Genomic DNA, 22034 nt, shown 5'->3' with positions numbered 1-22034 from the left:
GATGAACATAAAAGCAATTATAGTTGAAGATGAGCAAATAAGTAGAGATATACTACGAAATTATGTAGCTAAATATTGTCCCAATGTTGAGTTGTTAGGGGAAGCAAGTAATATTGAAGAAGCGCAAAAACTAATTGAAAAATACGAATTAGATTTGGTGTTCTTAGATGTAGAAATGCCTTTTGGAAATGCTTTTGATTTGTTAGAAAAAGTAACACACCAAACTTTTGAAACGGTTTTTGTAACTGCTTATGATCATTACGCTATTGAGGCGTTAAACAATCAGGCAACTTATTATTTGTTAAAGCCAATTTCAATAGACGAATTGATTAAAGCAGTAGGCATTGTAACTGAAATAAAAGAGAGAGAAAATGAGTTAGAAGCAGCTGTGTTAACTCCAAAAATAACACATCAAGTAAATGGTAAAATTACGATTCCTCAACAAGATGGATTTGAAGTAGTTGCGGTGAATGAAATTTTGTTTTGTAAAGCAGATGATAATTATACCGAAATCTATTTTGAGAATTCTAAAAAATTAGTCAGTAAAACACTAAAATATTTTGAAAAAGCTTTAAAAGATAGTTCTTTTGTTAGAGTACACAAATCGTTTTTAGTCAATGTTAATGAAATAACAAAGTATAAAAAAGGAAAAGGAGGAAGTGTTGTGCTGTCAAACGGAAAAGAAATTATGGTCTCAGCATCTAAAAAAGCAAATTTATTATCATATTTTAAATAAAATTATGCCAATTATAAAAGCAGTAAGAGGGAAACAGCCTCAAATTCCAAAGGATTGTTACATTGCTGAAAATGCAACTATTGTAGGAGATGTAGTAATGGGAAAAGAATGTAGTATATGGTTCAATGCAGTTATTCGAGGAGATGTACATTATATAAAAATGGGCAACAAAGTAAATGTGCAAGATGGCGCAGTTATACATGCAACGTATCAACAATCGCCAACTACTATAGGAAATAATGTATCGATAGGTCATAATGCGTTAGTGCATGGATGTACTATTCACGATAATGTATTGATAGGTATGGGAAGTATTATTATGGATGATTGTATAGTAGAGTCAAATTCTATAATAGCAGCAGGAGCAGTTGTAACTAAAAATACGCATATTGAAAGCGGAAGTATTTATGCAGGAGTACCTGCAAAAAAAGTAAAAGATATTTCTAAAGAACTTATTTCAGGAGAAATTGACAGGATTGCCAATAATTATGTAAAATACTCAAGCTGGTTTAAAGAGTAATTGAATAGTAAAAAGCCCGGTTCTGTTTCCAAAACCGAGCTTTTTTCAATCAAAAACTAATCTACTAATAAGTTAAATTTATTTTTCTTCCTGATGTGTTTTTGTAGGCTTACCTTTTTTTGATTTTTTGTGAGCTGCTTTCTTTTTATGCCTTTTCATTTTTCTTGCAGTCATTTTTTCATAACGCTCATATTGCTGTTCATTCAAAATGCGCTTCATTTCAGATTTGTATGCAATTTGTTTATCAAGCATTTTAGTTTTCATTGCATAACGTTCGTCTGCTGTAGCTTTTTTACCGCTTTCTTTCATTGCTTTTTTCTTAGCCCACATATTCTGTCTCTCAGCAACCTGTTTAGCTATTAAAGGAGTAATTTGTTTTTGTTGAGCCTCAGTTAAATCGAGTTGTAAGGTCATTTTTTTTATCGCTAGTTCCGTTTTTTGTGCTACGGTTAATTTTTCATGCTCAGCTTTATTTCTTTTTTGTGCTTGAGTGGTAGCAGTAAAACCAACTGCTAAAATCAAGAGTGTTAGTAATTTCTTCATGTTATTAAATTTTAAGGTTTTAATTATTTTACATCTCTAAGACCACAGGAGCTTAAAAAAGTTTAAATTTGAAAGCATTTTTTAACATTTTTTTAATTTTTTATGAAGTCTATTTTTAGAATTGCATTAAGGTTTTTATTATTAGTTGTTGGGGGATTTGCGGTATTTTTTTTCTGGGCATCGTCTCCAACAATGAATGAAGCAGAATACGCAAAAATCATTACGCACAACTACACAAGTACAGTAGATAATGATTCCATATATAGTATTGTAACATACAATATTGGATATTTGAGCGGGATGACAAATAATCGAGCAATAGCTAAACCTAAAGAACTATTTGAATCAAACTTAAAAAAAGTGCTTACAGAGGTTAAAAAAGTGAATCCAGACATAATAGCGCTTCAAGAAGTTGATTATAATGCGGCGAGATCATATGAGGTGAACCAAGAAGAAAAATTAGCAGAATTAGGTTACAATTATGTGGCTAGAGGTGTAAATTGGGATGAGCATTACGTGCCTTTTCCATATTGGCCACCAAGCATGCATTTTGGTAAAATAGTTTCAGGGCAATCAATTTTAAGTAAGTACGAGCTAAAAGATTATGAACGTATAGTTTTAGAGCGAGTAGCGGATAATCCTTTTTATAGAGATGCGTTGTATTTAGACAGACTGGTACAAGTGGTAAAAATTATGATAGAAGGAAAAGAGGTAGTAGTAATAAATTTGCATTTAGAAGCATTTGATAAAACAACCAGAGCAAGGCAGTTTGAGTACGTATTGAATCTTTTTAACAAGTATAGAAAGACATCTGCTACAATTTTATTAGGAGATTTTAATTCAAAAGCAAGAGATAGTGAAGCTGTTATTCAAAAAATGTTTGCAATGGATGGAGTAGGCAATGCTGCTTTCTTAAGTGAAAATCCTGAAAATACATTTGACACAAAAAAACCAGTAGAGCGTATTGATTATATTTTTTATACTGAAGATTTTATAGAATATGTAGGGGGTGCTGTGTTAAAAGAGTTCGGGAAAGCATCAGACCATTTGCCTGTTGAAATGAAATTTAAGTTAAAAAAAGCATTAAGATAGTTTATTAATTACTTATTCTTTATATTTGGATTAAATGTGATAAATAAATTCTAAATTTATTTGTTACTTAATAAATGAAAAAAATAATTTTAAAATTCAATGAATTATGAAAAATCTTAAAAGTATGAAAAAAGAATTGTTATCTAAAATTGATAACATGAGTGTTCTTACTGTGGAAGAGAAAAAAAGTATAATGGGAGGACAGTATTCTTCAGAAGAAGAATGTAAAAAGGAATGTGGACATTGGCATACAGGGCACGGGGGACCAACTGGTACAGGTACTTGTCATGAGGATTCTCCAGGTGTTTGGGATTGTTATGATAGTTAAAAAAATAAAAAATAGTTATAAAGAGGGTTTTTAAAACCCTCTTTTTTGTATAATGAAATATTAAATGAATACAAAAAGTAATATTTTAAAGTTGCTTGAGGAGCTAACTAGTTTGACCTTCAATAAAGAAGTTAAACTAAATTCTATAATCATTGTTGGAAGTAATTATGATTGTTGTAAAAAAGAAAATTTAGATAGTCTAGAGTCAGATATCGATGTTATAATCTTAACGGACTCCGAAAATTTTTCTATCAATCAAGAGTATAATAACGTAAACTTTGATGTGTCCTTTCTGAACCAAAATGATGTTATAAGTTTGGTATTGGGAGCAGTGAACGGATCTTCTTTTTATGGAAAGGTTTTTTCTTCTATAAGTCAATATAAAATCATAAAAGATACTAATAATGTTGGTTTTACATTCATAAGTGTAGTCAAGAATCTTTATGAATTGTTTACAAATTCTTGTTTGCCAAACTATAAGGTTTCTGATGTTTTATTACATAATATTTTGGTAAATGAGAGAGATTTGAAAAAAAGAAATAAAGAAGAGTCTTTTTTTGCTTTACATAGGCTTTCGGAACATCTTTTTAATTATATATCTTACTTAGTTTATCCTTTTCAGACTAGCGGTTCATATAGAGGTAAAGTTATCGGGAAGTATTTAGAGGGGTTTCATAACAGTAATTCTAAAGAGAAAGTTTTAGATAAAGCATTGATAGAGTCAAATATTTCAATGTTTTGTCCTGTTTTAAAATCGAATTTTAGATGTGTTTTTTATGATGAGAAAATTAAGGAAGCGATTTCTAACAATAAAATAAATACTTATTATTTTGGTTGTAATGAACTTGTTTTAGAAAAAATAGTCATTTTCTTATTAGAAAAAGATATTCTAGATAATAACTTAAAGCTAGAAAAAATGGTTGATATTATTCCTTTCTTATCTAAAAAAGAAATAGAGGTGTATACTAAAGTTGTAGTTTTTTTATCTAAGAAGTACTTTAATTCTTCAATAAAAGAAAGAATTGAAATATTACTTTCAATATTTAATGATTTTGTAAAAATTAAATTAGACAAGGTAATTGTAGAGTCGCTTAAGAGTGTGCTTATCCTTAAAAGTATAGAAGAATTAACAAAAGAAGGTTATAAAATAAGCATCTTGGGTTTTCATGACTGGTTATTTGATCTGAAATTAGCTCTTTTACCAAATAAGAAAAGTATTCCAGAAGAGTTATGTTTTCAGAAGATCATAAAAATGATTTTAGAGAGTAAAACAATAAAGGAGAGAGAAATAAAAACAAGTTATATTTTTTTTGGAGTAATGAAATCGTTAAGAGTTAATGTTGGAGATTTAAATTTTAACTAAAAAACCCGAACAAATTTGTTCGGGTTTTTATCGTGGTGCCTCCAGGAATCGAACCAGGGACACAAGGATTTTCAGTCCTTTGCTCTACCAACTGAGCTAAGGCACCAGTCATAGCTTAAAAAGTAACATCTTTAAAATAAAACTCGTAACAAGCGCTACGAGTTTTATTGTGGTGCCTCCAGGAATCGAACCAGGGACACAAGGATTTTCAGTCCTTTGCTCTACCAACTGAGCTAAGGCACCAGTTGCTACTTTCGTTAAGCGGATGCAAATATACAATCGTTTTTTAATTATACAAAGTAAAAACTTTAAAAAAATGTGACGTAAATTTACACGTTCTAAAAAAAGAAATATGTACCTAATTATAGACGTAGGCAATACAAGAGTTAAAGTCGCTGTTTTTGAAATAGATACTGTTAAAGAAGTCGTTGTTTTTGAAAAAGAAAATATAATTTCTGCGCTAAAAAAAATAATTTCAAGTTTTCCAATTTCGAAGAGTATTGTGTCATCTGTAGCCAATTTTTCAGAGAAAGAGATGCAAGAAATGGAAAAACTCTTACATCCCTTTTTTTTAGATTCAAATACAAAGGTTCCATTTAAAAACTTATACAAGACCCCAAAAACATTAGGAGTCGATAGAATCGCTTTAGCGTCGGCAGCAATAAAAAAATACCCCAACCGAAATGTACTGGTATTAGATGCTGGTACTTGTATAACCTATGACTTTATTAATGAAAAAGGGGAGTATTTAGGAGGAGCAATTTCACCAGGGATTGCTATGAGGTATAAGGCATTACATACTTTTACCTCTAAATTACCGTTACTAGAAGCTAATGAAGTAGAAAATTTTATTGGTGTAGATACTCAAAGTTCAATGCATTCTGGAGTAATCAATGGAATTTGTAATGAAATAGACGGAATTATAGCACAATATCAAAAAAAATATCCAGATTTAACAGTAGTTTTAACAGGTGGAGATACATATTTTTTGTCAAAACAATTAAAAAGTGTCATATTTGCCCATCCAAATTTTGTTTTGGAGGGGTTACATACTATTTTGATACACAATTTAGCGAATGATTAAGAGATTTATATTAGGAGTTTTTGTACTAACTACGTCAGCAATATTAGCACAAAGAAATAGTGCTTCACCGTATTCTTATTTTGGAATAGGTGAAAATTTTGAGGCAGTAACAGTAGAACAAGCTTCTATGGGAGGTATTGGTGTTGCAATGAAAGATTATCACCACCTAAATTTTACAAACCCAGCGTCAAATGCTGACTTAAGAGCGGCAACTTATGCTTTAGGAGGTAGTTTAACCTTTTTAACAATAAAAGAACAAGACGCTTCTCAAACAGCAAACTCAACAAGTTTAAGGTATATTTCATTAGGTTTTCCAATAGGAAAAAAAGCCGGGTTATCTCTAGGGTTACAACCATTCTCTTCTGTAGGGTATTCTTTATTAGATGGAGAAAATACTGATGATATTACTTTGTTCACAGGAGAAGGAGGAGCTAATAAAATCTACGCAAGCTTTGGTATGTATGTATACAAAGGATTGTCGGTAGGTGCAGAAGCGGGCTTTATTTTTGGAAATGTTGACAACAGTATTTTAAATAAAAGATCGGATGTAACGTTGGCAACTAAACACGAAGAATCATTCAATGTTAGAGGCGGACAGTTTAAATTAGGTTTACAGTATAAAACCGAGCTGAAAAATAAATTACAACTATCTACTGGTGCCTCATTTACGATGTCTACCGATTTGTCTGCTAAAGGGTCTGAAAAAATGTACTCATTATCGTTTAATGGCTCTGGACAAGAGGTTCCAAGAGATGAGTTATTTAACAGAACACTTGATGGAAACATAAATGTACCTTTAAAAAGTACTTATGGTTTTGGTTTAGGAAAAGAAAATAAATGGTATGTAGAAGTGAATCAAGAATTCCAAAGTGCACTTGGAAGTAACAGTGTTTTTATAGCTGATGGTTCATCACATAAGTATGATGATTCAAGTAAGTTTGCCATAGGAGGGTATTATATTCCTAAAATTAATTCTATTTCAAGTTATTGGGATAGAGTAACCTACAGAGCAGGATTGCGTTTTGAAGATACTGGATTGTTAGTAAAGACAACGGATAATTTTACTGCAATAAAAGACTTTGGCATAAATGTTGGATTAGGATTGCCATTACCGAGACAATTATCAAACGTAAATGTAGGATTTGAGTACGGACAACGAGGAACGACTAACAATAACTTAATAAAAGAAAACTATTTTAACCTAAGATTAAGTTTATCTTTGAACAGTATTAACTGGTTCGAAAAAAGACGAATAGATTAACAAAAACTGAGAACGATGAAAAAAATTACGTATTTACTAACAGGATTATTTTTGTTTGTAGCCGTAAATGGAGCGAAAGCGCAAGCAAGCCAAGAGTGTCATATCAAGTATAATCTTTTTAAAGGAGATGCTACTACGAAGAAATATGCTCAAGCAAAACCTAATTTAGAATATTTATTAGATAACTGTGCTACATTATCTATTAACATTTATAAGTATGGAGCTAAAGTTGCTGAAAGCTTAAAAGATCCGGTTTTAGCTAAGAAAGTATATGAAACGAGATTAGCTAACTTTCCAGACAATGGTACAGCTAAAGCGCATAGTGATTATGCAGAGTTTTTAATAGACAATAAATTAGCATCAGATGCAGAGGTTTTTGAAATCTTAAAGAAGTCTTACAATATTTCTCCTAAGGATATGGGGGTTAAAAATATCTTTAGATATTTCCAAATGATTGCTGATAAATACCAAGATGCCAATCCTCAAAAAGTATTTGATACATACGATGATGTAATGGAGTCTGTAGGTGAAAAATTAGAAGATTACAGCAAGAAAATAGCACAATTACAAGAAAAAGATTCTGTAGGAACGATTACTTCTAGAGAAAAGAGCCTTTTAAGAGCATACACAATCAACTCTTCTTCATTAGGTCAAGTAGAGGGTGGTTTAGACGCTAAAATTTCTAAGATAGCAACTTGTGAAAGATTAATACCGATTTACTCTAGAGATTTCGAAGAAAACAAAACAAACGGAGTTTGGTTAAAAAGAGCGGTATCAAGAATGTATAATAAAGAGTGTCAAACAGATCCTTTGTTTGAGAAATTAGCAAATGAGTACGCTAAAGTAACACAATCAGCTGATGCTTATAACTTCTTAGCAGGGGTTTTAGCTAAGAATGGAGACAACAGCGGAGCTGCTGAAATGAGAAAAAAAGCATTCGATTTAGAAACGGATCCATTTAAAAAGGCGAAATATAAGTTAAGAGAAGCTCAAAGTGCAGGAGGAAGTAGAGCAAGAGCTTTGGCTTATGAAGCTTTAAAGTATAACCCTAATATGGGGAAAGCTTACTTATTCATTGCAAGTTTATACCAAAGAAGTGCAAACTCTTGTGGTAGCGATGAGTTTGAAAAAAGAATGGTATATGTAGCAGCCTTAAACAAAGCTTTAAAAGCGAATAAAGTAGACCCAGGTTGTGGAGCAGGAAGATATATTTCTAGTTATAAAAAGAATGTACCATCTAAAAAGTTAATTTTCCAAAAAGGAATGTCTTCAGGAGCAAGTTATAGAGTAGGGTGTTGGATTGGAGAAACTGTTCGTGTACCTTAATAGAAGTTAATGCTTAAAAGAGCAAAACATATATACAATAGCATTGCTACCATTTGTTTGGTGGCAATGTTTTTTTCTTGTACCAATTCAAAGAAAGAGGTGCGAGATTTTTTGGCAGATAAAAATTTACCAGTAGGTTCGGCAGTAAATATTTATCATGTTCATAAAGATTCTGGAAGAATAAGTTCAAAAACAAAAGCCCCTGTTTTTTATGACTATTCAAACAGAAAAGATCACCCATATAGTGAGTTTCCTAAAGGAATCGAAATTGTAACTATTGATAAAAACGGAATAGACTCTACCACAATCTCAGGTAATTATGCACTAACTTATAATAAGACAAAAATATCTGAAATTAGAGGAAATGTGGTGATTACGAATCATACCAATCAAACAATATTAGAAACCAATCAGTTGTTTTGGGATCAAAATGAACATTATTTTTTTACTGAGGATGGTTTCCGATTTTCAACTCCTGAATCAGAAATCAATGGCTTTGGATTCGAATCGAGTGAAGACTTGTCTAAATGGATAGCTAAAGATATTACAGGAGATATAGAAACCACACAAAAAGATATATAATGAACGCACTTTGGAAATATTTACAATACGGATACTTGATTATAGGAGTAATCTTTTTTGTTGAGGGAATCTTGAAATGGAATTCCGATAGACAAGAAGCATTTATTATGTTTGGATTTGCTATCTTTATCATATTAATTTTCTTCTTCAAACGACACTTTAGAAGAAAAGTAGAAAAAAGAAACAAAGAACGTTAATGCAACCCGAACTCTTAATTATTCTTACTTCTATTTTATTTTCAGCCTTTTTCTCTGGGATGGAAATAGCCTTTATTTCGGCAAATAAACTTCATATAGAGCTTGAGAAAAAAGGGGAAGGAATACTTTCTAAAATACTAACTAGATTAACAGAGAAATCTTCTAAGTTTATTACCACTATGCTTGTAGGTAATAATGTGGCTTTAGTAGTTTATAGTTACTTTATGGGAGAGTTGTTAATGAACTGGTTTCAATCTTTTATACCATCAGATTATACGGTTGTAAACTATGTGTTATCAGATGTAAGTTTATTAACGCAAACACTTATTTCGACAGTAATTATTCTGGTAACAGCAGAGTTTTTACCCAAAGCTATCTTTAGAATTTATGCAAACGAAATGTTAAAGTTCTTTGCAATACCTGCTTATATTTTTTACGTTATTTTTTATGGGGTTACATGGGTAATTACTAAAATTTCAGATTTTTTCCTACAGGTATTTTTCAGTACAAAAGAAGATGAAATTCAAACCGAATTTAGTAAAGAAGAATTAGGAAATTATATTTTAGAACAATTAGATGCAGGAAATGATGAAGAAGAAGTTGATTCTGAAATTCAAATATTTCAAAATGCATTAGAGTTTCACAAGGTAAAATCTCGTGAAATTATGGTACCTAGAACAGAAATTGTTGCGGTTGATTTACACGAAACGGTAAGCAACCTCAAAAAGATGTTCATCACAACAGGATTGTCAAAAATCTTGGTTTATAAAAATTCATTGGATGATATTTTAGGCTATGTAAATGCCTTTGAGCTTTTTAAAAAACCACGAACTATTAAGGCAATTTTATTACCTGTAGAGTTTGTGCCTGAATCTATGATTATCAATGATGTGCTTAATAATTTAATTAAAAAACGAAAGAGCATAGCAGTTGTTGTTGATGAATATGGAGGAACTTCAGGGATTATTACAGTTGAAGATATTGTAGAAGAATTGTTCGGAGAAATAGAAGATGAACACGATACGCAGCTACTACTAGAAGAACGAATTAGTGAGTACGAGTTTAATTTCTCAGCGCGTTTAGAGGTAGATTATTTAAATGAAGAATACGGTTTAGGAATCCCCAAAGAAGAGGCTTATGAAACCATAGGAGGCTTTATTTTAAACCACACTGAAACAATACCACTACAAGATGAGGTATTAGATATCGAAAACTTCCAAATTAAAATCTTAAAAGTAAGCGCCACTAAGATTGATGAAATTTATTTTAAAGTAATTGGTAAAGAAGATTAAGTTTCCCTCTTTTGCTTAGAACTCCCTCAAAAACAGCGTAAAAAAACATTGCATTATTTAATGTGAAATTGTATTTTCGCACACTGTTAATAAAATAAATGACGTATGGCAATTTTATCGAAAATTAGAGAACGTTCAATGTTCTTAATTCTTGTAATTGGTTTAGCACTTTTTGCTTTTGTATTAGACCCTTCTACAATATCAGACTTTTTCAGCGCAAGTAAAGTAAACGAAATAGGTGAAGTTAATGGCGAAGCCATTTCTCGTCAAGAGTTTGCTGAAGCGCTAGAAGCTTACAAAGCACAAACAGGAAATAACATGTCTGAGATGCAAGCTGCAAAAGCAGTATGGAATAATTTAATCCGTCAAAAAATATATAAAAAGCAATTAGAAGAAGCTGGAATTACTGTTGGAGATGCAGATATCTTAAACGCTTTATATGAAACTCCAGTAATTCAAAACGATGCTAGATTCCAAACTTCAGGAATTTTCGATAAAAACAAGTTAAAAGAGCATTTGGCTACCATTAAGGAAGAAAAAGGGCAAGAGTGGGGTGCTTGGCAAAACTATATGGCTTCTATAAAAAGCAATATCGAAAAAACAACATACGATAACTTAGTAGCCGCAGGTTTGGGAGCTTCTTTAAAAGAGGGAGAATCTAAATACTTAACTGAAAACACAAAAGTATCTGGGAAGTATGTATATGTACCTTATACAACAATTGCAGATAGCTTAGTAACGTTAAAGAAAAGCGACGTTCAAAATTACATTAACCAACATCAAGATGCTTTTCAGGTTGAAGCTTCAAGAGATATTAACTTTGTAAAGTTTAATATAGAGCCTACTGAAGGAGATGAAGAAGCAATTAAAGCTAACATAGCTAAATTAATTGAAGATTCTGAAGTAAACAATACACCGGTAAAAGGATTGAAAAACACTACAAACTATAGTGAGTTTTTAGAAGAAAACGATTCTGATTTAAGATTAGATAGCAACTATAAGTTTAAGGTGCAAGTTCCTCAAGTAATTGCTGAAGAGGTTTTCAACGGTAAAGAAGGAGATGTTTTCGGTCCATACAAAGATGCTGGATTCTTTAAACTATCTAAAATTACTGAAGTAAAACAATTACCAGACTCTGCACAAGCAAGTCATATTTTAATTCCTTTTGTTGGTTCTGCTAGTGCTGATGCTACTGTGGTTCAAAATGAAGAGGAAGCTAAGAAAACAGCAGATAGTTTATTAGCAGTTGTAAAAGGAGATAAATCTAAGTTTGCAGATTTAGCAAAAGAAATGTCATCAGATCAAGGTTCTGCTGAAAAAGGAGGATTCTATGATTGGTTTGCTTATAACAGAATGGTACCATCATTCAGAGACTTTGTTTTTGAAGGGAAAGAAGGAGATATGGGAGTTGTAAAATCTCAATTCGGATTCCACGTAATTAAAATTGATGGGCAAAAGAATTTCCAACCGGTAGTTAAACTAGCTACTTTCGGACGTAAGATAGAGGCTTCAGAAGAAACAGAAAATACAGTATTCCAAAATGCTGAAACATTAGCATTAGAATTAGCCAATGGAAAAGCTTTTGAAGAAGCTGTAAAAGAAAAAGATTTAACATCATTGCCAGCAGTAGGATTAAAGTCGTTAGATGAAAATGTACCGGGTATTGGTAACGAAAGACAAATTATTACTTGGGCATTTGAAAAAGAAGTAAACGAAGGAGACTTTAAACGTTTTGATGTAGAAGGTGGTTATGTAGTAGCTGTATTAACTGCAAAAACAGAAAAAGGATTAATGCCAGTTAATAAAGCAACTGCAAGTGTACGTCCTATCTTAACAAACGAGCGCAAAGCAAAAATGATTGAAGATAAAATTAGTGGTTCAACATTAGATGAAATCGCTAAGTCTGTAAGTCAAACAGTAAGAGTTGCTACCGATGTAAACTTACAATCACCAACTATTTCAGGTGTAGGTTTCGAACCAAAAGTAGTAGGAGCAATGATCAATGCAAAAGAGAACGAAGTAGTTAAAAATGTAGTAGGAGATAAAGGGGTGTTTGCTTTTGTTGTTGAAAAGAAAGAATTACCAACAGCATTACCTAATTACGACACGTACAGAAAGCGTATTGCTAACGAAAGACAGAACAAAACGTTCCAGATGTATGAGGCGGTTAAAAAAGCGTCTGATATTGAAGATAACATGAGTTCTTTCTACGGAATTCAATAAGAAATAACGTCATACCAATAAAAAATCCCGAACCATTTAGTTTGGGATTTTTTATTTAGTTGTTGTCTATAAATATTTCTAAGTCCTTAATTATTGGTGGTGGAGGAAGTATTTCTATTCTTCTGTTTACAAATATATTTAACTTAAGAGAGTCAGATGATTCTTGTTGAATTTCGTTAAAAACTTCACATACTTTTATAATTAAGTTTTCTAATTCATCTATTTCACAGGTCAAAGAAATAATAAGTTTCTCTGGAGAGTCTGAATAGTTATAATCTTTTCCGAAATTTGAAAAGTCCTTTTTAAGAACATTTTTTAAATTTTGGATGGGATAGTTTTTTCCTTTTCTTAGGCTATCTCTTGAAATACTTAAGATGTTTTTAAGCTTTATGAATACAGGATAACATTTGCCAAAAGTTGTTGATACTAGAACGTTATATCTTCTTTTATTACTATCAATTTTTAAATAAGCTCTTTTTTCGTCATAGTTGAAGTTTTCAAGGCTATCGACTAATTGGTTAAAGTCATTAAATCCATTCAGTTCTATATATTGATAATTTTTACTTAATGAAAAATCAGAGGAATTGGGATAATAAAATTCTTTTTCGAAATCTTTTCTATCAGTTTTACAAGAAGCTAGATTAAATAAGAGAAATACAGAAAATAAAAGGTTTATTCTTTTTTCATTTAAGGGTTGTATTTATCGATAACTAAACTAACTTAATTAAAACAAAAAAGCAACCTCAAACGAGATCGCCTTTTAAAATATGTTTTAAAGCTTTTTATTAAGCGTTTAATGGTTGTCCATCCCAAGCTGCTTTCGCTGCTTCTTTTACAGCTTCAGAATACGTTGGGTGTCCATGACAAATACGAGCTAAATCTTCCGCAGAAGCTCTGTATTCCATTGCTACGGCTGCTTCCATAATTAAGTCAGCTACACGAGCACCTACCATGTGAACTCCTAATACTTCATCAGTATTTTTATCAGCCAATACTTTTACAAATCCATCTAAATCTCCACTTGCACGAGAACGTCCTAATGCACGCATAGAGAATTTTCCAACTTTGTAATCAACTTTAGCTTCTTTTAATTCATCTTCTGTTTTACCTACAGCCGCTACTTCTGGCCATGTATAAACAATTCCAGGAATTAAGTTATAGTCAATATGAGGTTTTTGTCCTGCTAAATATTCAGCAACCACAACACCTTCTTCTTCTGCTTTATGTGCTAACATAGCGCCACGTACTACATCACCAATGGCATAAATGTTAGAAACGTTGGTTTGTAAATGATCATTTACTTCAACCATGCCTCTTTCCGTAACTTTTACCCCTGCTTTTTCCAAAGCTAATCCTTCAGTATACGGACGACGACCCACTGAAACTAAACAGTAATCACCAGTAAAAGTAACCTCTTCACCTTTTTTATTGGTAGCTTTTACCACAACTTCGTCACCATTTCTTTCAACAGAAGTCACACCGTGGCTAGCATTAATTTTCATTCCTTGTTTCTTTAAAACTTTAGTCAATTCTTTAGAAACATCTTTATCCATCGTTGGAGTAATCGTTGGAGCATACTCGATAACAGTTACATCAGCACCTAAACGCTTATAAACTGAACCTAACTCTAAACCAATAACACCACCACCAATAACTAATAAGTGCTTAGGAACTTCAGGAAGTTTTAACGCTTCAGTAGAAGTTATTACACGCTCTTTATCAATCGTAATAAAAGGTAAAGAAGATGGTTTAGAACCTGTAGCTATTATAATGTTGGCACCTTCAATTACTTCTTCAGTACCATCATTTTTAGTGATTTTTACGTGAGTAGCATCTTCAAAAGATCCTAAACCTTCGTAAACTTCAATATTATTTTTATCCATTAAATATTTGATACCTCCTGTAGTAGTTTCTACTACATTTGCTTTACGAGCTACCATTTTTCCGAAGTCAAAAGAAGGTTTCTCAACAGAGATACCATGCTCTTCGAAATGATTTACTGCATCATAGTAATGATGAGAAGAATCTAATAAAGCTTTTGAAGGAATACATCCAACATTTAAACAAGTTCCACCTAAAGTTGAGTATTTTTCAATGATAGCAACTTTAGAACCTAATTGAGCAGCTCTGATAGCAGCAATGTACCCTCCTGGACCAGAACCAATAACGATTAAATCGTATTTCATGAGTTGTGTTTTATTTTTTCATAAATAATGAAGCACAAAAATACAATTATTTGTCGATAAAATTAGTTTTCATATCTTTAAAACTTAAATCTATTGTATGAAAATTTTCAAAAAAATTATAGGATTATTACTGATACTATTGGTAATAGCGCAGTTTTTTCAACCAGAAAAAAATCAAGGAGAAATAACTACAGTTGAAGCTTTTATAAAAGAAACCAAGCCAAATGATCAGGTGCACAAAATATTAAAAACAGCATGTTTTGATTGCCATAGTAATTCAACACGTTACCCTTGGTATAGTAGCATTACACCAGTAAATTATTGGTTAGCTGACCATGTAAACCACGGAAAAGAAGAATTGAATTTTTCTGAGTGGGCTACTTATTCTTTAAAAAGAAAAGAACATAAGATGGAAGAAGTTTGGGAGGAAGTAGAAAAAGGGAAAATGCCGTTAGATTCATATACTTGGACCCATGCCGATGCTCGTTTAACTAAAGAAGAAGTAGAGCAAGTAATTAACTGGGCTAAAGGTGTACAAAGTGATTACAAAATGCAGTTAGCGAACTAAATTAATGCAACAACTTTTAATAATTGGGTATGTTTGGATAGAAAAAACTACAGGAGCTGGTAACCGAATGTTACAGTTGGTGAATGTTTTTAAAAATCAAAACTATACCATCACTTTTGCAACTCCTGCTCAAAAAACTGAAAATTCTTTAAACTTAATAGAGTTAGGAGTTCAAGAGCAATCGATTGAATTAAATTCAAGTTCTTTTGATGATTTTATCAAAGAATTGCAACCTGATGTTGTGTTGTTCGATCGTTTTATGATGGAAGAACAATTTGGTTGGCGTGTAGCAGAACATTGCCCGAAAGCTTTACGAGTTTTAGATACAGAAGATTTACATTTTTTACGCAAAACACGTCATCAACAATTAAAGAAAGGAGAGCAATTTTCAACAGAAGTTTTATTGAAGTCGGAGGAAGCAAAGAGAGAAATTGCTGCTATTTTACGTTGTGATATGAGTCTGATTATTTCAGCTTATGAAATCCAGTTGTTGAAAGACGTTTTTAAGATAGATGAAGTTTTGTTGTATCATTTACCTTTTTTGTTAGATACAATAACTGCTAAAACTATTCAGAGTTGGAAATCTTTTGAAGAACGAGAACATTTTGTATTTGTAGGGAATTTTTTCCATGCTCCAAATGTCGATGCTGTTTTACAATTAAAAATAATATGGAAGCAGATCAGAAAACAACTACCCAAAGTAGAAGTACATATTTACGGAGCCTATATTACGCAGCAAATTCAACAATTGCATAAACCAAAAGAAGGGTTTATCATTAAAGGTTTTGCAGAAGATGCGCTCGAAGTAGTTAAAAATGCTAGGGTCGTGTTGGCTCCCATTCGTTTTGGGGCGGGAATTAAAGGAAAGTTAACTGAAGCAATGGAATGTGGAACACCAAGTGTTACTACTTCAATAGGCGCAGAAGGGATGCATGGGAATTTGCCTTGGAACGGATTTATAGAAGATGATTTTGAGAAGCTGGCCAACAAAGCTATAGAACTGTATACTTATGATATTCTTTGGAAAAAGGCTCAACAAAAAGGTGTAGTGATTATAAATTCACTGTATGATAAAGAAGTGTTAGAGGTATCTTTTATGAAGAGAGTTAGAAAAACCCAAGAAAATCTTGAAACACATCGAACACAAAATTTTTTGGGAAGTTTGTTACAACATCAAACCTTACAGGCTACAAAATTCATGAGCAAGTGGATTGAGGAAAAGAATAAATAAAAAAAGAGCTTTCAAATTTGAAAGCTCTTTTTTTATTTATAATACATAGCCCATTCATCTGCAACATCAATAAATGTTATAGTTGTGTTATTGGTATTAGGGGTAAAGTATAGCATAATATTATCATAGTTTTGAAGTCCGCCGTTTCCTGTAGTCTTGTCTACTCCCCAATAAGGATAGTTGTTTTCATAGGGTTCTGGAGTAGTTGAAATGTGTTTTATACCATTCGCATATTGATAGGCTACTGTAAAATCTATACCATTGTATTTTTCATACGAAGTTATAGAAAAATCTTTACTGATGATTAACTTACTTCTTTCAGTTCTATCATGGCTACCATGATTATAATGACCATCGTACTTCATAAAATTCCATTCACCAACTAAAGCTCTTTGATTGTTTATACCTACTGGTGCATAAAAATCTTTAACATCATTCCCTAAGAATACAATAATGTTAGAAGAGTCAACATTTAAATCACTAGGCTGCCAATTACTGAGCACAAAATCAGGAGTAAAAATATCTATATAATAGCTGTTTGGCTGGATATTTTTCGATATTGAGAATTTTCCTGAACTATCAAAATTACCAACATGTATTGGGTTAGTTTCGTTGAAATAGTCTTCCTTGCTAGCATAAATAGCGATGTTAAAATCAGCAAAACTATATTGATCAGTATATTCCTGCGGTATTGCAGGTAACTGAATGTTGATGTAGTATTCGCTAATAGAGTCACTACTACAGCCAATAATGAACAAACCAATTAAGGTATACATAAATTTTTTCATGTGATTTATTTTTTTTAAAAAAGCTAAAGTAAATAAATTAGATCAATTAGCATGCTTCAATAAAACTACAGTTTTAGGTACTCTATCACTAAAAAAAATGTGGGGTTTTATAGGTTCTCAACAAACCCTTAAAGAGTATAAGAGAAAGCAGTCTATTTGAGTTGCATCAAGATGGAGTTGAGTGCTCTCGACAACTTTTATAGTAAAAGTAGCTTTAGAAAATGAAGGTTACATTTGCTACTCTAAAATAGAAAAGAGTGTACAGTTTGTAATTTTTTTTTTAAAACAATTAAAAGAAATCCAAGAAAACCCTGATGCACATCGTACACAAAATTTTCTTGGAAGTTTGTCACAGCATCAAATCTTACTGTCTACAAAACTTATAAGTAAGTGGATTGAAGAAAAGAATAAAAAATAAAGTTTATTCAATTTTAATATCTACCGAGGTTCTATTTTGCCACCCTGTAACGTCAATTACAGAGATCTGACAATGATAATCACCCGAATCAATATTCGTTGGAATTGTAATATTACGCACTATTTCATATGCTTTAGGATTGTTATCAATAGCATAGTTTTCCATAAAAATTAAAGGAGAAATAGGGTCTTTTACAGGAGATAATTCACAACTTGAACCCTGATCATCGTGTGTATGATGGTCAAAATTATGATGGATATCGATAGCATAAGTAGCCAATGCAATGTTGTCAGATACTTTTACGCGTATCGTGTATTCTTTCCCTTTTTCTAATACAGTACACGACTTGGGAAAACCTTCGTTGTAATTTATGGTAATGGTTGGTTTTTCAGTGTCTGGCTCTTCTGACTCACTACTACAACTTGTATTTAATAAGATTAATAGTAAAAAAGCACTTGTAATTTTTAATAATTTCATAATAGTTTGTTGTTACAAAAGACTACTTGATTTTTCAAGTAGTCTTTTGGAGTATGATTACTTTATTTCGATTGGAATAGATAATTTTACCGTTTCATTTTCACCGCTTTCTTTAGCGTAGATGTTTAACCAGTAGCTTCCTACAGGAGCTCCAGGAATTAAATCGTAGTGATAATGTATGTGTGGATTTTTAACTCCTTCATACAATTCTTTTGGTAAAACAGTAATTACTTTGTCCCACTTTCCGACTTCAACACTTTGTCCTTCTCTCCATTCTTCGAACCAAAACTCATATTTAATTTCAGTAACAGTATTATTACCAGAAACGTATTCAAATTCTGTGTGTAACTCATCTTTTCCAAAGGCAATAGCGTTATTATCACCAATTTCTAAGTCTTTAAATTTTTGAATGATATGTAACTTTTTAGTGATGGCACTTTTAGTTCCGTCTTCATGCTCAACTGTAATTTTGAACTTATAAATTCCTTCAGCAGGTGTAAAAGAAGGAGTGTACTTGTTCTCTTCATCAAAATATACATGGTAATGTATGTGAGGATTTAATTGACCTTCATAACGATCAACAGGAACTAAATGCTTATTTAATTCCCAAATTAGCTCACCTGTCTTGACTTTTGGAACATCGAAAGCTTCAACGTCAAAATAAATTTTAGAAACTTTACTAGTTCCTTCATAATCAAATTCAATATGAACATCTACGTTTGATTGGGGTAAAACAAAATCAGAATTGCCTAATTCTATACCTTTAAAGCGTTCTGCATTGATATTTTCATCAAAAGTTTCCGGGATGTTGTCTTCATCACTACAAGAAATGATTAAAAGACTTACAAAGAATAAGATTGCGGATTTAAATGTGTTTTTCATGATTAAAAAAATTAAATGATTAAAATGTTTGTATAATGGTTATTGAAAAGTTTCTTCCAGGTTCAGGAACTTCTATAAGTCTATAAAAGCTCGTATGGTCGAATACTTTGTTGTTTAAAAGGTTATTTATTTTTCCTTGAATTTTTAGCGGTTGTTTTTTAGAGAAAAGAGCTACACTCGTATGCAAGCCAACATTTATTAAAGAATATCCTTGGGTAGTTTTTTCTGGAGGAACAATATTGTTTTGATCTGAAACCAATCGTACACTTGAGAATAGTTTAGTGTCTCCGAAAGTCAACCAAGGATTCAATGTGTATTCAAGTGAGACAACTCCTGTCAATGGAGGGGCAAAAGGAAGGGTGAAGTTTTTCTTTTTCCCGCTCAATTGCCTTGCGTTTACATACTCTAAAGAGCCTGTAATTGATAATTTATCAATAGGTTCATATTGAGCCATTACTTCCCCACCATATCTAAAAACACGGCTCTGACTGTATTGATACTTTTGAAGTGTTTCGTAATACTCTGAAGTTGGACTTAAGTAAATATAATTATCAAAATAATTAACAAAAGGTGTAATTTGAATAAAAGCATTGTTAACGTTGGCTTTAAATTCTCCATCTATTTGATAAGAACTTTCGGGTTCTAAATCAAGGTTTCCTTCTTCATAACGATACATGTGATAGTTTACCCCATCTGAAGCCAATTCGTTTGCTAACGGAATTCTAAAACTCTTACCTATATTTATTTTATACGATGTGTTTTTAAATCCATAACTCAATCCAGCAGAAGCACTGAAACTTCCAAAAGTCAAGTCCTTTCTTTCCGAACGCTGAAGTTGTTGTTGAGTAGTATTTCCGTTTTCGTCGGTAACTGGAGATAAAAACCATTCGTAATAGGGTTGTGTTTTTACGATACCATAATCGTAACGCACACCACCATCTAAATATAAATTGCTATTGAGTTTTATTTGATCGTATACAAATGCTCCAACGGTAAAACGAGTATATTCAGGAATAAGAAATCCCCAACCATCAATCGCATTGTCTTGGTATTCTAAGTTTATACCTGTGGTAACTTTATGCTTTTCAAAATGATGCAATTGATTTTTTAGATTAAGACTATAGGTGTTCTTTTTAAATAAACGTTCCATTGTAGATGGTGGCTTGGGCATGTAGCCATGCGGAACAGGTTCTGAGTGTTCTTCGCGATGATTATTCTGAAGCCCAAGCTCAACATCTAACGTATAATTAGGGAATAGAAAACTGGTATTATTCGTTATTTTAAAATGATTGACTTTATGATGGGGTAAATCAATATCTCTATGGTCAGCATCGTACGCTATTTTAGAAGTTCTCACTTCAAGACCATGTGCATTAGCAAAAAAACCATTTTTAGAATTTACATTGCTAAATGAAGTTGTTGAACTAAAATTGTCCGATACATAGCCAACTGAGATTCCAACATTATGATTGTACCCCGCTGTGTTACGCAAGTAGTTTTTATGCAAGTCAAAAATGTAATTATCGTATGTGATTTTTTTGGTAGGAACTTTATAGTCTCCATACTCTTCATGAGTAATTCTAGCTTTGTAATACCAGTGATTGTAACGGTGTTTAACACCTAAAGAAATTCCATAAAAATCGTTATTACTTCTATTGGTGAGGTTGAGCTCTCCCGAAAAAGAATTCGCATCAGGCAGAAGGTTGTTTTTCAGACTAATTACACCTGAAATTGCATCAGAACCGTAGCGTAGAGAAGCAGCTCCTTTGGTAACCTCTATATTGTCAATATTATATTGATCTATTTCCAAACCATGGTCGGCTCCCCATTGTTGCGCTTCGTGTTTGATACCGTTTTCAACCATTACAACCCTATTAAACCCTAAACCTCTAATGGTAGGTTTGGACTGACCAGAACCAATAGTTATTGTGCTAACTCCGGGAATATCTTTAAGAGTTTGCATTAAACTATTATCTCTGTTTTTTTCCAAGAAGTTACCATCAATCTTTTGTGTATTACTAGAGAACTTTGTTAGTGTTTTTTTAGGGTTTTGCGTAATTATCACCTCATTTAAAACCGAGTTGTCTTGGAGTATAGGGATGACCATTACAGAATTAGCTGGAGAAATACTTGCTTTATAAGTAACATATCCAACATGAGTAATAGTTAAGAGGTACTCTTTGTTTAAAAGTTTGTGAAAAGTACGATTGCCTTTCGTATTTGTGTACGCGTGCTTTGCACCAATACTTACGTGAGCATTGGGTAACGCATTTTGTGTTGTTCCATCAATTACCTTAATAGTAACAGAATGAGTGTTCTGACTAAAAAGAATGGTATGAAACAATGCACAAAATAAAGCACCTAAGCTTTGTTTTGTCATTGTAAACGGTATTTAAAAAACGAATTGTGATAGCCGATATGAAAAAATCGACCGTTGATTATATAATTTAGAACCCCCAGAATAGTAGGAGTAAATGAATGTAATTACGATGTGAAACCTAATATTAAGTTTGCATAAATACATATCTTACACTCCGACAAAGGGTGAAAATGTTCTGAAATTAATATGTTAGGAATTTGTAGGAGGCCCCCTAAGTTTTCTATTCAGTGAATAGCAAGAAGGTAAGAGAACCGATTTGTAATTATCTACTATTGTCTTACCAGGAAGAATAGTAACAACTTGCGATGAATTTTGTATAGGTACATCGAAAGAAGTAAAAGAAAAATAACAAATGTCACAATGGTCGTTTACCGATTCGTGTAAGTGAGTAGATTTTTCTTTACAGTTATGATGGTGTGCTTCATTTTCATGATGATGCGTAGCTTTGATAAGAATAGGAAGCATAAGAAGAATCACCAAAGACAAAGAGGCGATTTTACTAAATATGCTATGTTTCTTTAAGCTCATTTTTTTGTAACTGTAGGGAAGCAAAAATA

General features: G+C 32.1%; 22 protein-coding genes and 2 tRNA genes. 14 read left to right on the top strand and 10 right to left on the bottom strand.

The features are described from left to right. The first annotated feature begins 1 nt into the window (after window position 1). On the top strand, window positions 2-736 hold the full coding sequence (locus V1T75_RS05310; protein WP_330487522.1) for a LytR/AlgR family response regulator transcription factor: 735 nt from the start codon (window positions 2-4) through the stop codon (window positions 734-736). Between the two features lie 4 nt (window positions 737-740). Further along, window positions 741-1256 (top strand): gamma carbonic anhydrase family protein, encoded by a 516-nt coding sequence (locus V1T75_RS05305; RefSeq protein WP_330487521.1) that lies wholly within the window; start codon window positions 741-743, stop codon window positions 1254-1256. 78 nt (window positions 1257-1334) lie between these two features. On the opposite strand, the gene V1T75_RS05300 is transcribed toward V1T75_RS05305, so the two are convergent. Next, window positions 1335-1799 carry a Spy/CpxP family protein refolding chaperone gene (locus tag V1T75_RS05300; RefSeq protein ID WP_330487520.1) on the bottom strand — a complete coding sequence of 155 codons (465 nt, stop codon included), beginning with the start codon at window positions 1797-1799 and terminating at the stop codon, window positions 1335-1337. A 102-nt stretch (window positions 1800-1901) separates the two neighbouring features. On the opposite strand from V1T75_RS05300, the gene V1T75_RS05295 reads away from it, so the two are divergent. From V1T75_RS05295 to V1T75_RS05285, 3 genes are all read left to right on the top strand, one after another. Further along, entirely contained in the window at window positions 1902-2891 is a 990-nt protein-coding gene (locus V1T75_RS05295; RefSeq protein WP_330487519.1) for an endonuclease/exonuclease/phosphatase family protein, read from the top strand. 106 nt (window positions 2892-2997) lie between these two features. Beyond that, a complete protein-coding gene (locus tag V1T75_RS05290) occupies window positions 2998-3219 on the top strand; it encodes a hypothetical protein (protein ID WP_330487518.1) in 222 nt (73 codons plus the stop codon). A 64-nt stretch (window positions 3220-3283) separates the two neighbouring features. Next, on the top strand, window positions 3284-4582 hold the full coding sequence (locus V1T75_RS05285; protein WP_330487517.1) for a hypothetical protein: 1299 nt from the start codon (window positions 3284-3286) through the stop codon (window positions 4580-4582). Window positions 4583-4615: 33 nt separating this feature from the next. Here the strand turns inward: V1T75_RS05285 and V1T75_RS05280 are convergent. Together V1T75_RS05280 and V1T75_RS05275 are read right to left on the bottom strand one after the other, a co-directional pair. Then, window positions 4616-4688: transfer RNA gene (locus tag V1T75_RS05280), tRNA-Phe, on the bottom strand. A gap of 64 nt (window positions 4689-4752) precedes the next feature. Next, a tRNA-Phe gene (locus V1T75_RS05275) sits at window positions 4753-4825 on the bottom strand. Between the two features lie 109 nt (window positions 4826-4934). Between V1T75_RS05275 and V1T75_RS05270 the strand changes: the two genes are divergently transcribed. From V1T75_RS05270 to V1T75_RS05240, 7 genes are all read left to right on the top strand, one after another. Then, window positions 4935-5666 carry a type III pantothenate kinase gene (locus tag V1T75_RS05270; protein ID WP_330487516.1) on the top strand — a complete coding sequence of 244 codons (732 nt, stop codon included), beginning with the start codon at window positions 4935-4937 and terminating at the stop codon, window positions 5664-5666. After that, window positions 5659-6927, top strand: a complete 1269-nt coding sequence (locus tag V1T75_RS05265) for a hypothetical protein (RefSeq protein ID WP_330487515.1) — start codon at window positions 5659-5661, stop codon at window positions 6925-6927. The genes V1T75_RS05270 and V1T75_RS05265 overlap by 8 nt, the downstream gene beginning before the upstream one ends. A 15-nt stretch (window positions 6928-6942) precedes the next feature. Next, window positions 6943-8253, top strand: coding sequence for a hypothetical protein (locus V1T75_RS05260; RefSeq protein ID WP_330487514.1), 1311 nt, complete (start codon window positions 6943-6945; stop codon window positions 8251-8253). A gap of 9 nt (window positions 8254-8262) precedes the next feature. Further along, window positions 8263-8835, top strand: a complete 573-nt coding sequence (gene lptC, locus V1T75_RS05255; protein ID WP_330487513.1) for an LPS export ABC transporter periplasmic protein LptC — start codon at window positions 8263-8265, stop codon at window positions 8833-8835. Then, window positions 8835-9032, top strand: a complete 198-nt coding sequence (locus V1T75_RS05250; RefSeq protein ID WP_330487512.1) for a hypothetical protein — start codon at window positions 8835-8837, stop codon at window positions 9030-9032. Before lptC ends, V1T75_RS05250 begins: the two co-directional genes overlap by 1 nt. Then, the gene (locus V1T75_RS05245) at window positions 9032-10324 is read left to right on the top strand and encodes a hemolysin family protein (RefSeq protein WP_330487511.1); all 1293 of its coding nucleotides are present in this window, start codon (window positions 9032-9034) and stop codon (window positions 10322-10324) included. Before V1T75_RS05250 ends, V1T75_RS05245 begins: the two co-directional genes overlap by 1 nt. Window positions 10325-10429: 105 nt before the next feature. Further along, complete coding sequence (locus tag V1T75_RS05240) at window positions 10430-12547, top strand: peptidylprolyl isomerase (protein ID WP_330487510.1); 2118 nt, start codon at window positions 10430-10432, stop codon at window positions 12545-12547. 55 nt (window positions 12548-12602) lie between these two features. On the opposite strand, the gene V1T75_RS05235 is transcribed toward V1T75_RS05240, so the two are convergent. Next, window positions 12603-12782 (bottom strand): hypothetical protein, encoded by a 180-nt coding sequence (locus V1T75_RS05235; RefSeq protein WP_330487509.1) that lies wholly within the window; start codon window positions 12780-12782, stop codon window positions 12603-12605. Window positions 12783-13332: 550 nt separating this feature from the next. Further along, window positions 13333-14733, bottom strand: a complete 1401-nt coding sequence (lpdA, locus tag V1T75_RS05230) for a dihydrolipoyl dehydrogenase (RefSeq protein ID WP_330487508.1) — start codon at window positions 14731-14733, stop codon at window positions 13333-13335. A gap of 97 nt (window positions 14734-14830) precedes the next feature. Between lpdA and V1T75_RS05225 the strand changes: the two genes are divergently transcribed. After that, window positions 14831-15301, top strand: coding sequence for a heme-binding domain-containing protein (locus V1T75_RS05225; protein ID WP_330487507.1), 471 nt, complete (start codon window positions 14831-14833; stop codon window positions 15299-15301). A gap of 4 nt (window positions 15302-15305) precedes the next feature. Continuing rightward, window positions 15306-16532 carry a glycosyltransferase gene (locus tag V1T75_RS05220; RefSeq protein ID WP_330487506.1) on the top strand — a complete coding sequence of 409 codons (1227 nt, stop codon included), beginning with the start codon at window positions 15306-15308 and terminating at the stop codon, window positions 16530-16532. A gap of 32 nt (window positions 16533-16564) precedes the next feature. Here the strand turns inward: V1T75_RS05220 and V1T75_RS05215 are convergent, their stop codons facing one another. The 5 genes from V1T75_RS05215 to V1T75_RS05195 all read right to left on the bottom strand — a co-directional run bounded on the left by V1T75_RS05215 (window position 16565) and on the right by V1T75_RS05195 (window position 22005). Further along, entirely contained in the window at window positions 16565-17320 is a 756-nt protein-coding gene (locus tag V1T75_RS05215; protein ID WP_330487505.1) for a hypothetical protein, read from the bottom strand. A 421-nt stretch (window positions 17321-17741) separates the two neighbouring features. Beyond that, the gene (locus V1T75_RS05210; protein ID WP_330487504.1) at window positions 17742-18215 is read right to left on the bottom strand and encodes a DUF4625 domain-containing protein; all 474 of its coding nucleotides are present in this window, start codon (window positions 18213-18215) and stop codon (window positions 17742-17744) included. Between the two features lie 57 nt (window positions 18216-18272). After that, on the bottom strand, window positions 18273-19097 hold the full coding sequence (locus V1T75_RS05205) for a hypothetical protein (RefSeq protein ID WP_330487503.1): 825 nt from the start codon (window positions 19095-19097) through the stop codon (window positions 18273-18275). A 19-nt stretch (window positions 19098-19116) separates the two neighbouring features. After that, window positions 19117-21477: a TonB-dependent receptor gene (locus V1T75_RS05200; RefSeq protein WP_330487502.1), complete on the bottom strand. Its 2361-nt coding sequence runs from the start codon at window positions 21475-21477 to the stop codon at window positions 19117-19119. 189 nt (window positions 21478-21666) lie between these two features. Continuing rightward, window positions 21667-22005 carry a hypothetical protein gene (locus V1T75_RS05195; protein ID WP_330487501.1) on the bottom strand — a complete coding sequence of 113 codons (339 nt, stop codon included), beginning with the start codon at window positions 22003-22005 and terminating at the stop codon, window positions 21667-21669. Window positions 22006-22034: the final 29 nt, after the last annotated feature.

This window comes from Tenacibaculum sp. FZY0031 (assembly GCF_036350695.1).
Classification (GTDB): Bacteria; Bacteroidota; Bacteroidia; order Flavobacteriales; family Flavobacteriaceae; genus Polaribacter.
This window is presented reverse-complemented; position numbering and strand designations above follow the sequence as displayed.

Coding starts and splice junctions, on each gene's coding strand:
- V1T75_RS05310 (WP_330487522.1), top strand. CDS start 2: ATGAACATAAAAGCAATTATAGTTGAAGATGAGCAAATAAGTAGAGAT.
- V1T75_RS05305 (WP_330487521.1), top strand. CDS start 741: ATGCCAATTATAAAAGCAGTAAGAGGGAAACAGCCTCAAATTCCAAAG.
- V1T75_RS05300 (WP_330487520.1), bottom strand. CDS start 1,799: ATGAAGAAATTACTAACACTCTTGATTTTAGCAGTTGGTTTTACTGCT.
- V1T75_RS05295 (WP_330487519.1), top strand. CDS start 1,902: ATGAAGTCTATTTTTAGAATTGCATTAAGGTTTTTATTATTAGTTGTT.
- V1T75_RS05290 (WP_330487518.1), top strand. CDS start 2,998: ATGAAAAATCTTAAAAGTATGAAAAAAGAATTGTTATCTAAAATTGAT.
- V1T75_RS05285 (WP_330487517.1), top strand. CDS start 3,284: ATGAATACAAAAAGTAATATTTTAAAGTTGCTTGAGGAGCTAACTAGT.
- V1T75_RS05270 (WP_330487516.1), top strand. CDS start 4,935: ATGTACCTAATTATAGACGTAGGCAATACAAGAGTTAAAGTCGCTGTT.
- V1T75_RS05265 (WP_330487515.1), top strand. CDS start 5,659: ATGATTAAGAGATTTATATTAGGAGTTTTTGTACTAACTACGTCAGCA.
- V1T75_RS05260 (WP_330487514.1), top strand. CDS start 6,943: ATGAAAAAAATTACGTATTTACTAACAGGATTATTTTTGTTTGTAGCC.
- lptC (WP_330487513.1), top strand. CDS start 8,263: ATGCTTAAAAGAGCAAAACATATATACAATAGCATTGCTACCATTTGT.
- V1T75_RS05250 (WP_330487512.1), top strand. CDS start 8,835: ATGAACGCACTTTGGAAATATTTACAATACGGATACTTGATTATAGGA.
- V1T75_RS05245 (WP_330487511.1), top strand. CDS start 9,032: ATGCAACCCGAACTCTTAATTATTCTTACTTCTATTTTATTTTCAGCC.
- V1T75_RS05240 (WP_330487510.1), top strand. CDS start 10,430: ATGGCAATTTTATCGAAAATTAGAGAACGTTCAATGTTCTTAATTCTT.
- lpdA (WP_330487508.1), bottom strand. CDS start 14,733: ATGAAATACGATTTAATCGTTATTGGTTCTGGTCCAGGAGGGTACATT.
- V1T75_RS05225 (WP_330487507.1), top strand. CDS start 14,831: ATGAAAATTTTCAAAAAAATTATAGGATTATTACTGATACTATTGGTA.
- V1T75_RS05220 (WP_330487506.1), top strand. CDS start 15,306: ATGCAACAACTTTTAATAATTGGGTATGTTTGGATAGAAAAAACTACA.
- V1T75_RS05215 (WP_330487505.1), bottom strand. CDS start 17,320: ATGAAAAAATTTATGTATACCTTAATTGGTTTGTTCATTATTGGCTGT.
- V1T75_RS05210 (WP_330487504.1), bottom strand. CDS start 18,215: ATGAAATTATTAAAAATTACAAGTGCTTTTTTACTATTAATCTTATTA.
- V1T75_RS05205 (WP_330487503.1), bottom strand. CDS start 19,097: ATGAAAAACACATTTAAATCCGCAATCTTATTCTTTGTAAGTCTTTTA.
- V1T75_RS05200 (WP_330487502.1), bottom strand. CDS start 21,477: ATGACAAAACAAAGCTTAGGTGCTTTATTTTGTGCATTGTTTCATACC.
- V1T75_RS05195 (WP_330487501.1), bottom strand. CDS start 22,005: ATGAGCTTAAAGAAACATAGCATATTTAGTAAAATCGCCTCTTTGTCT.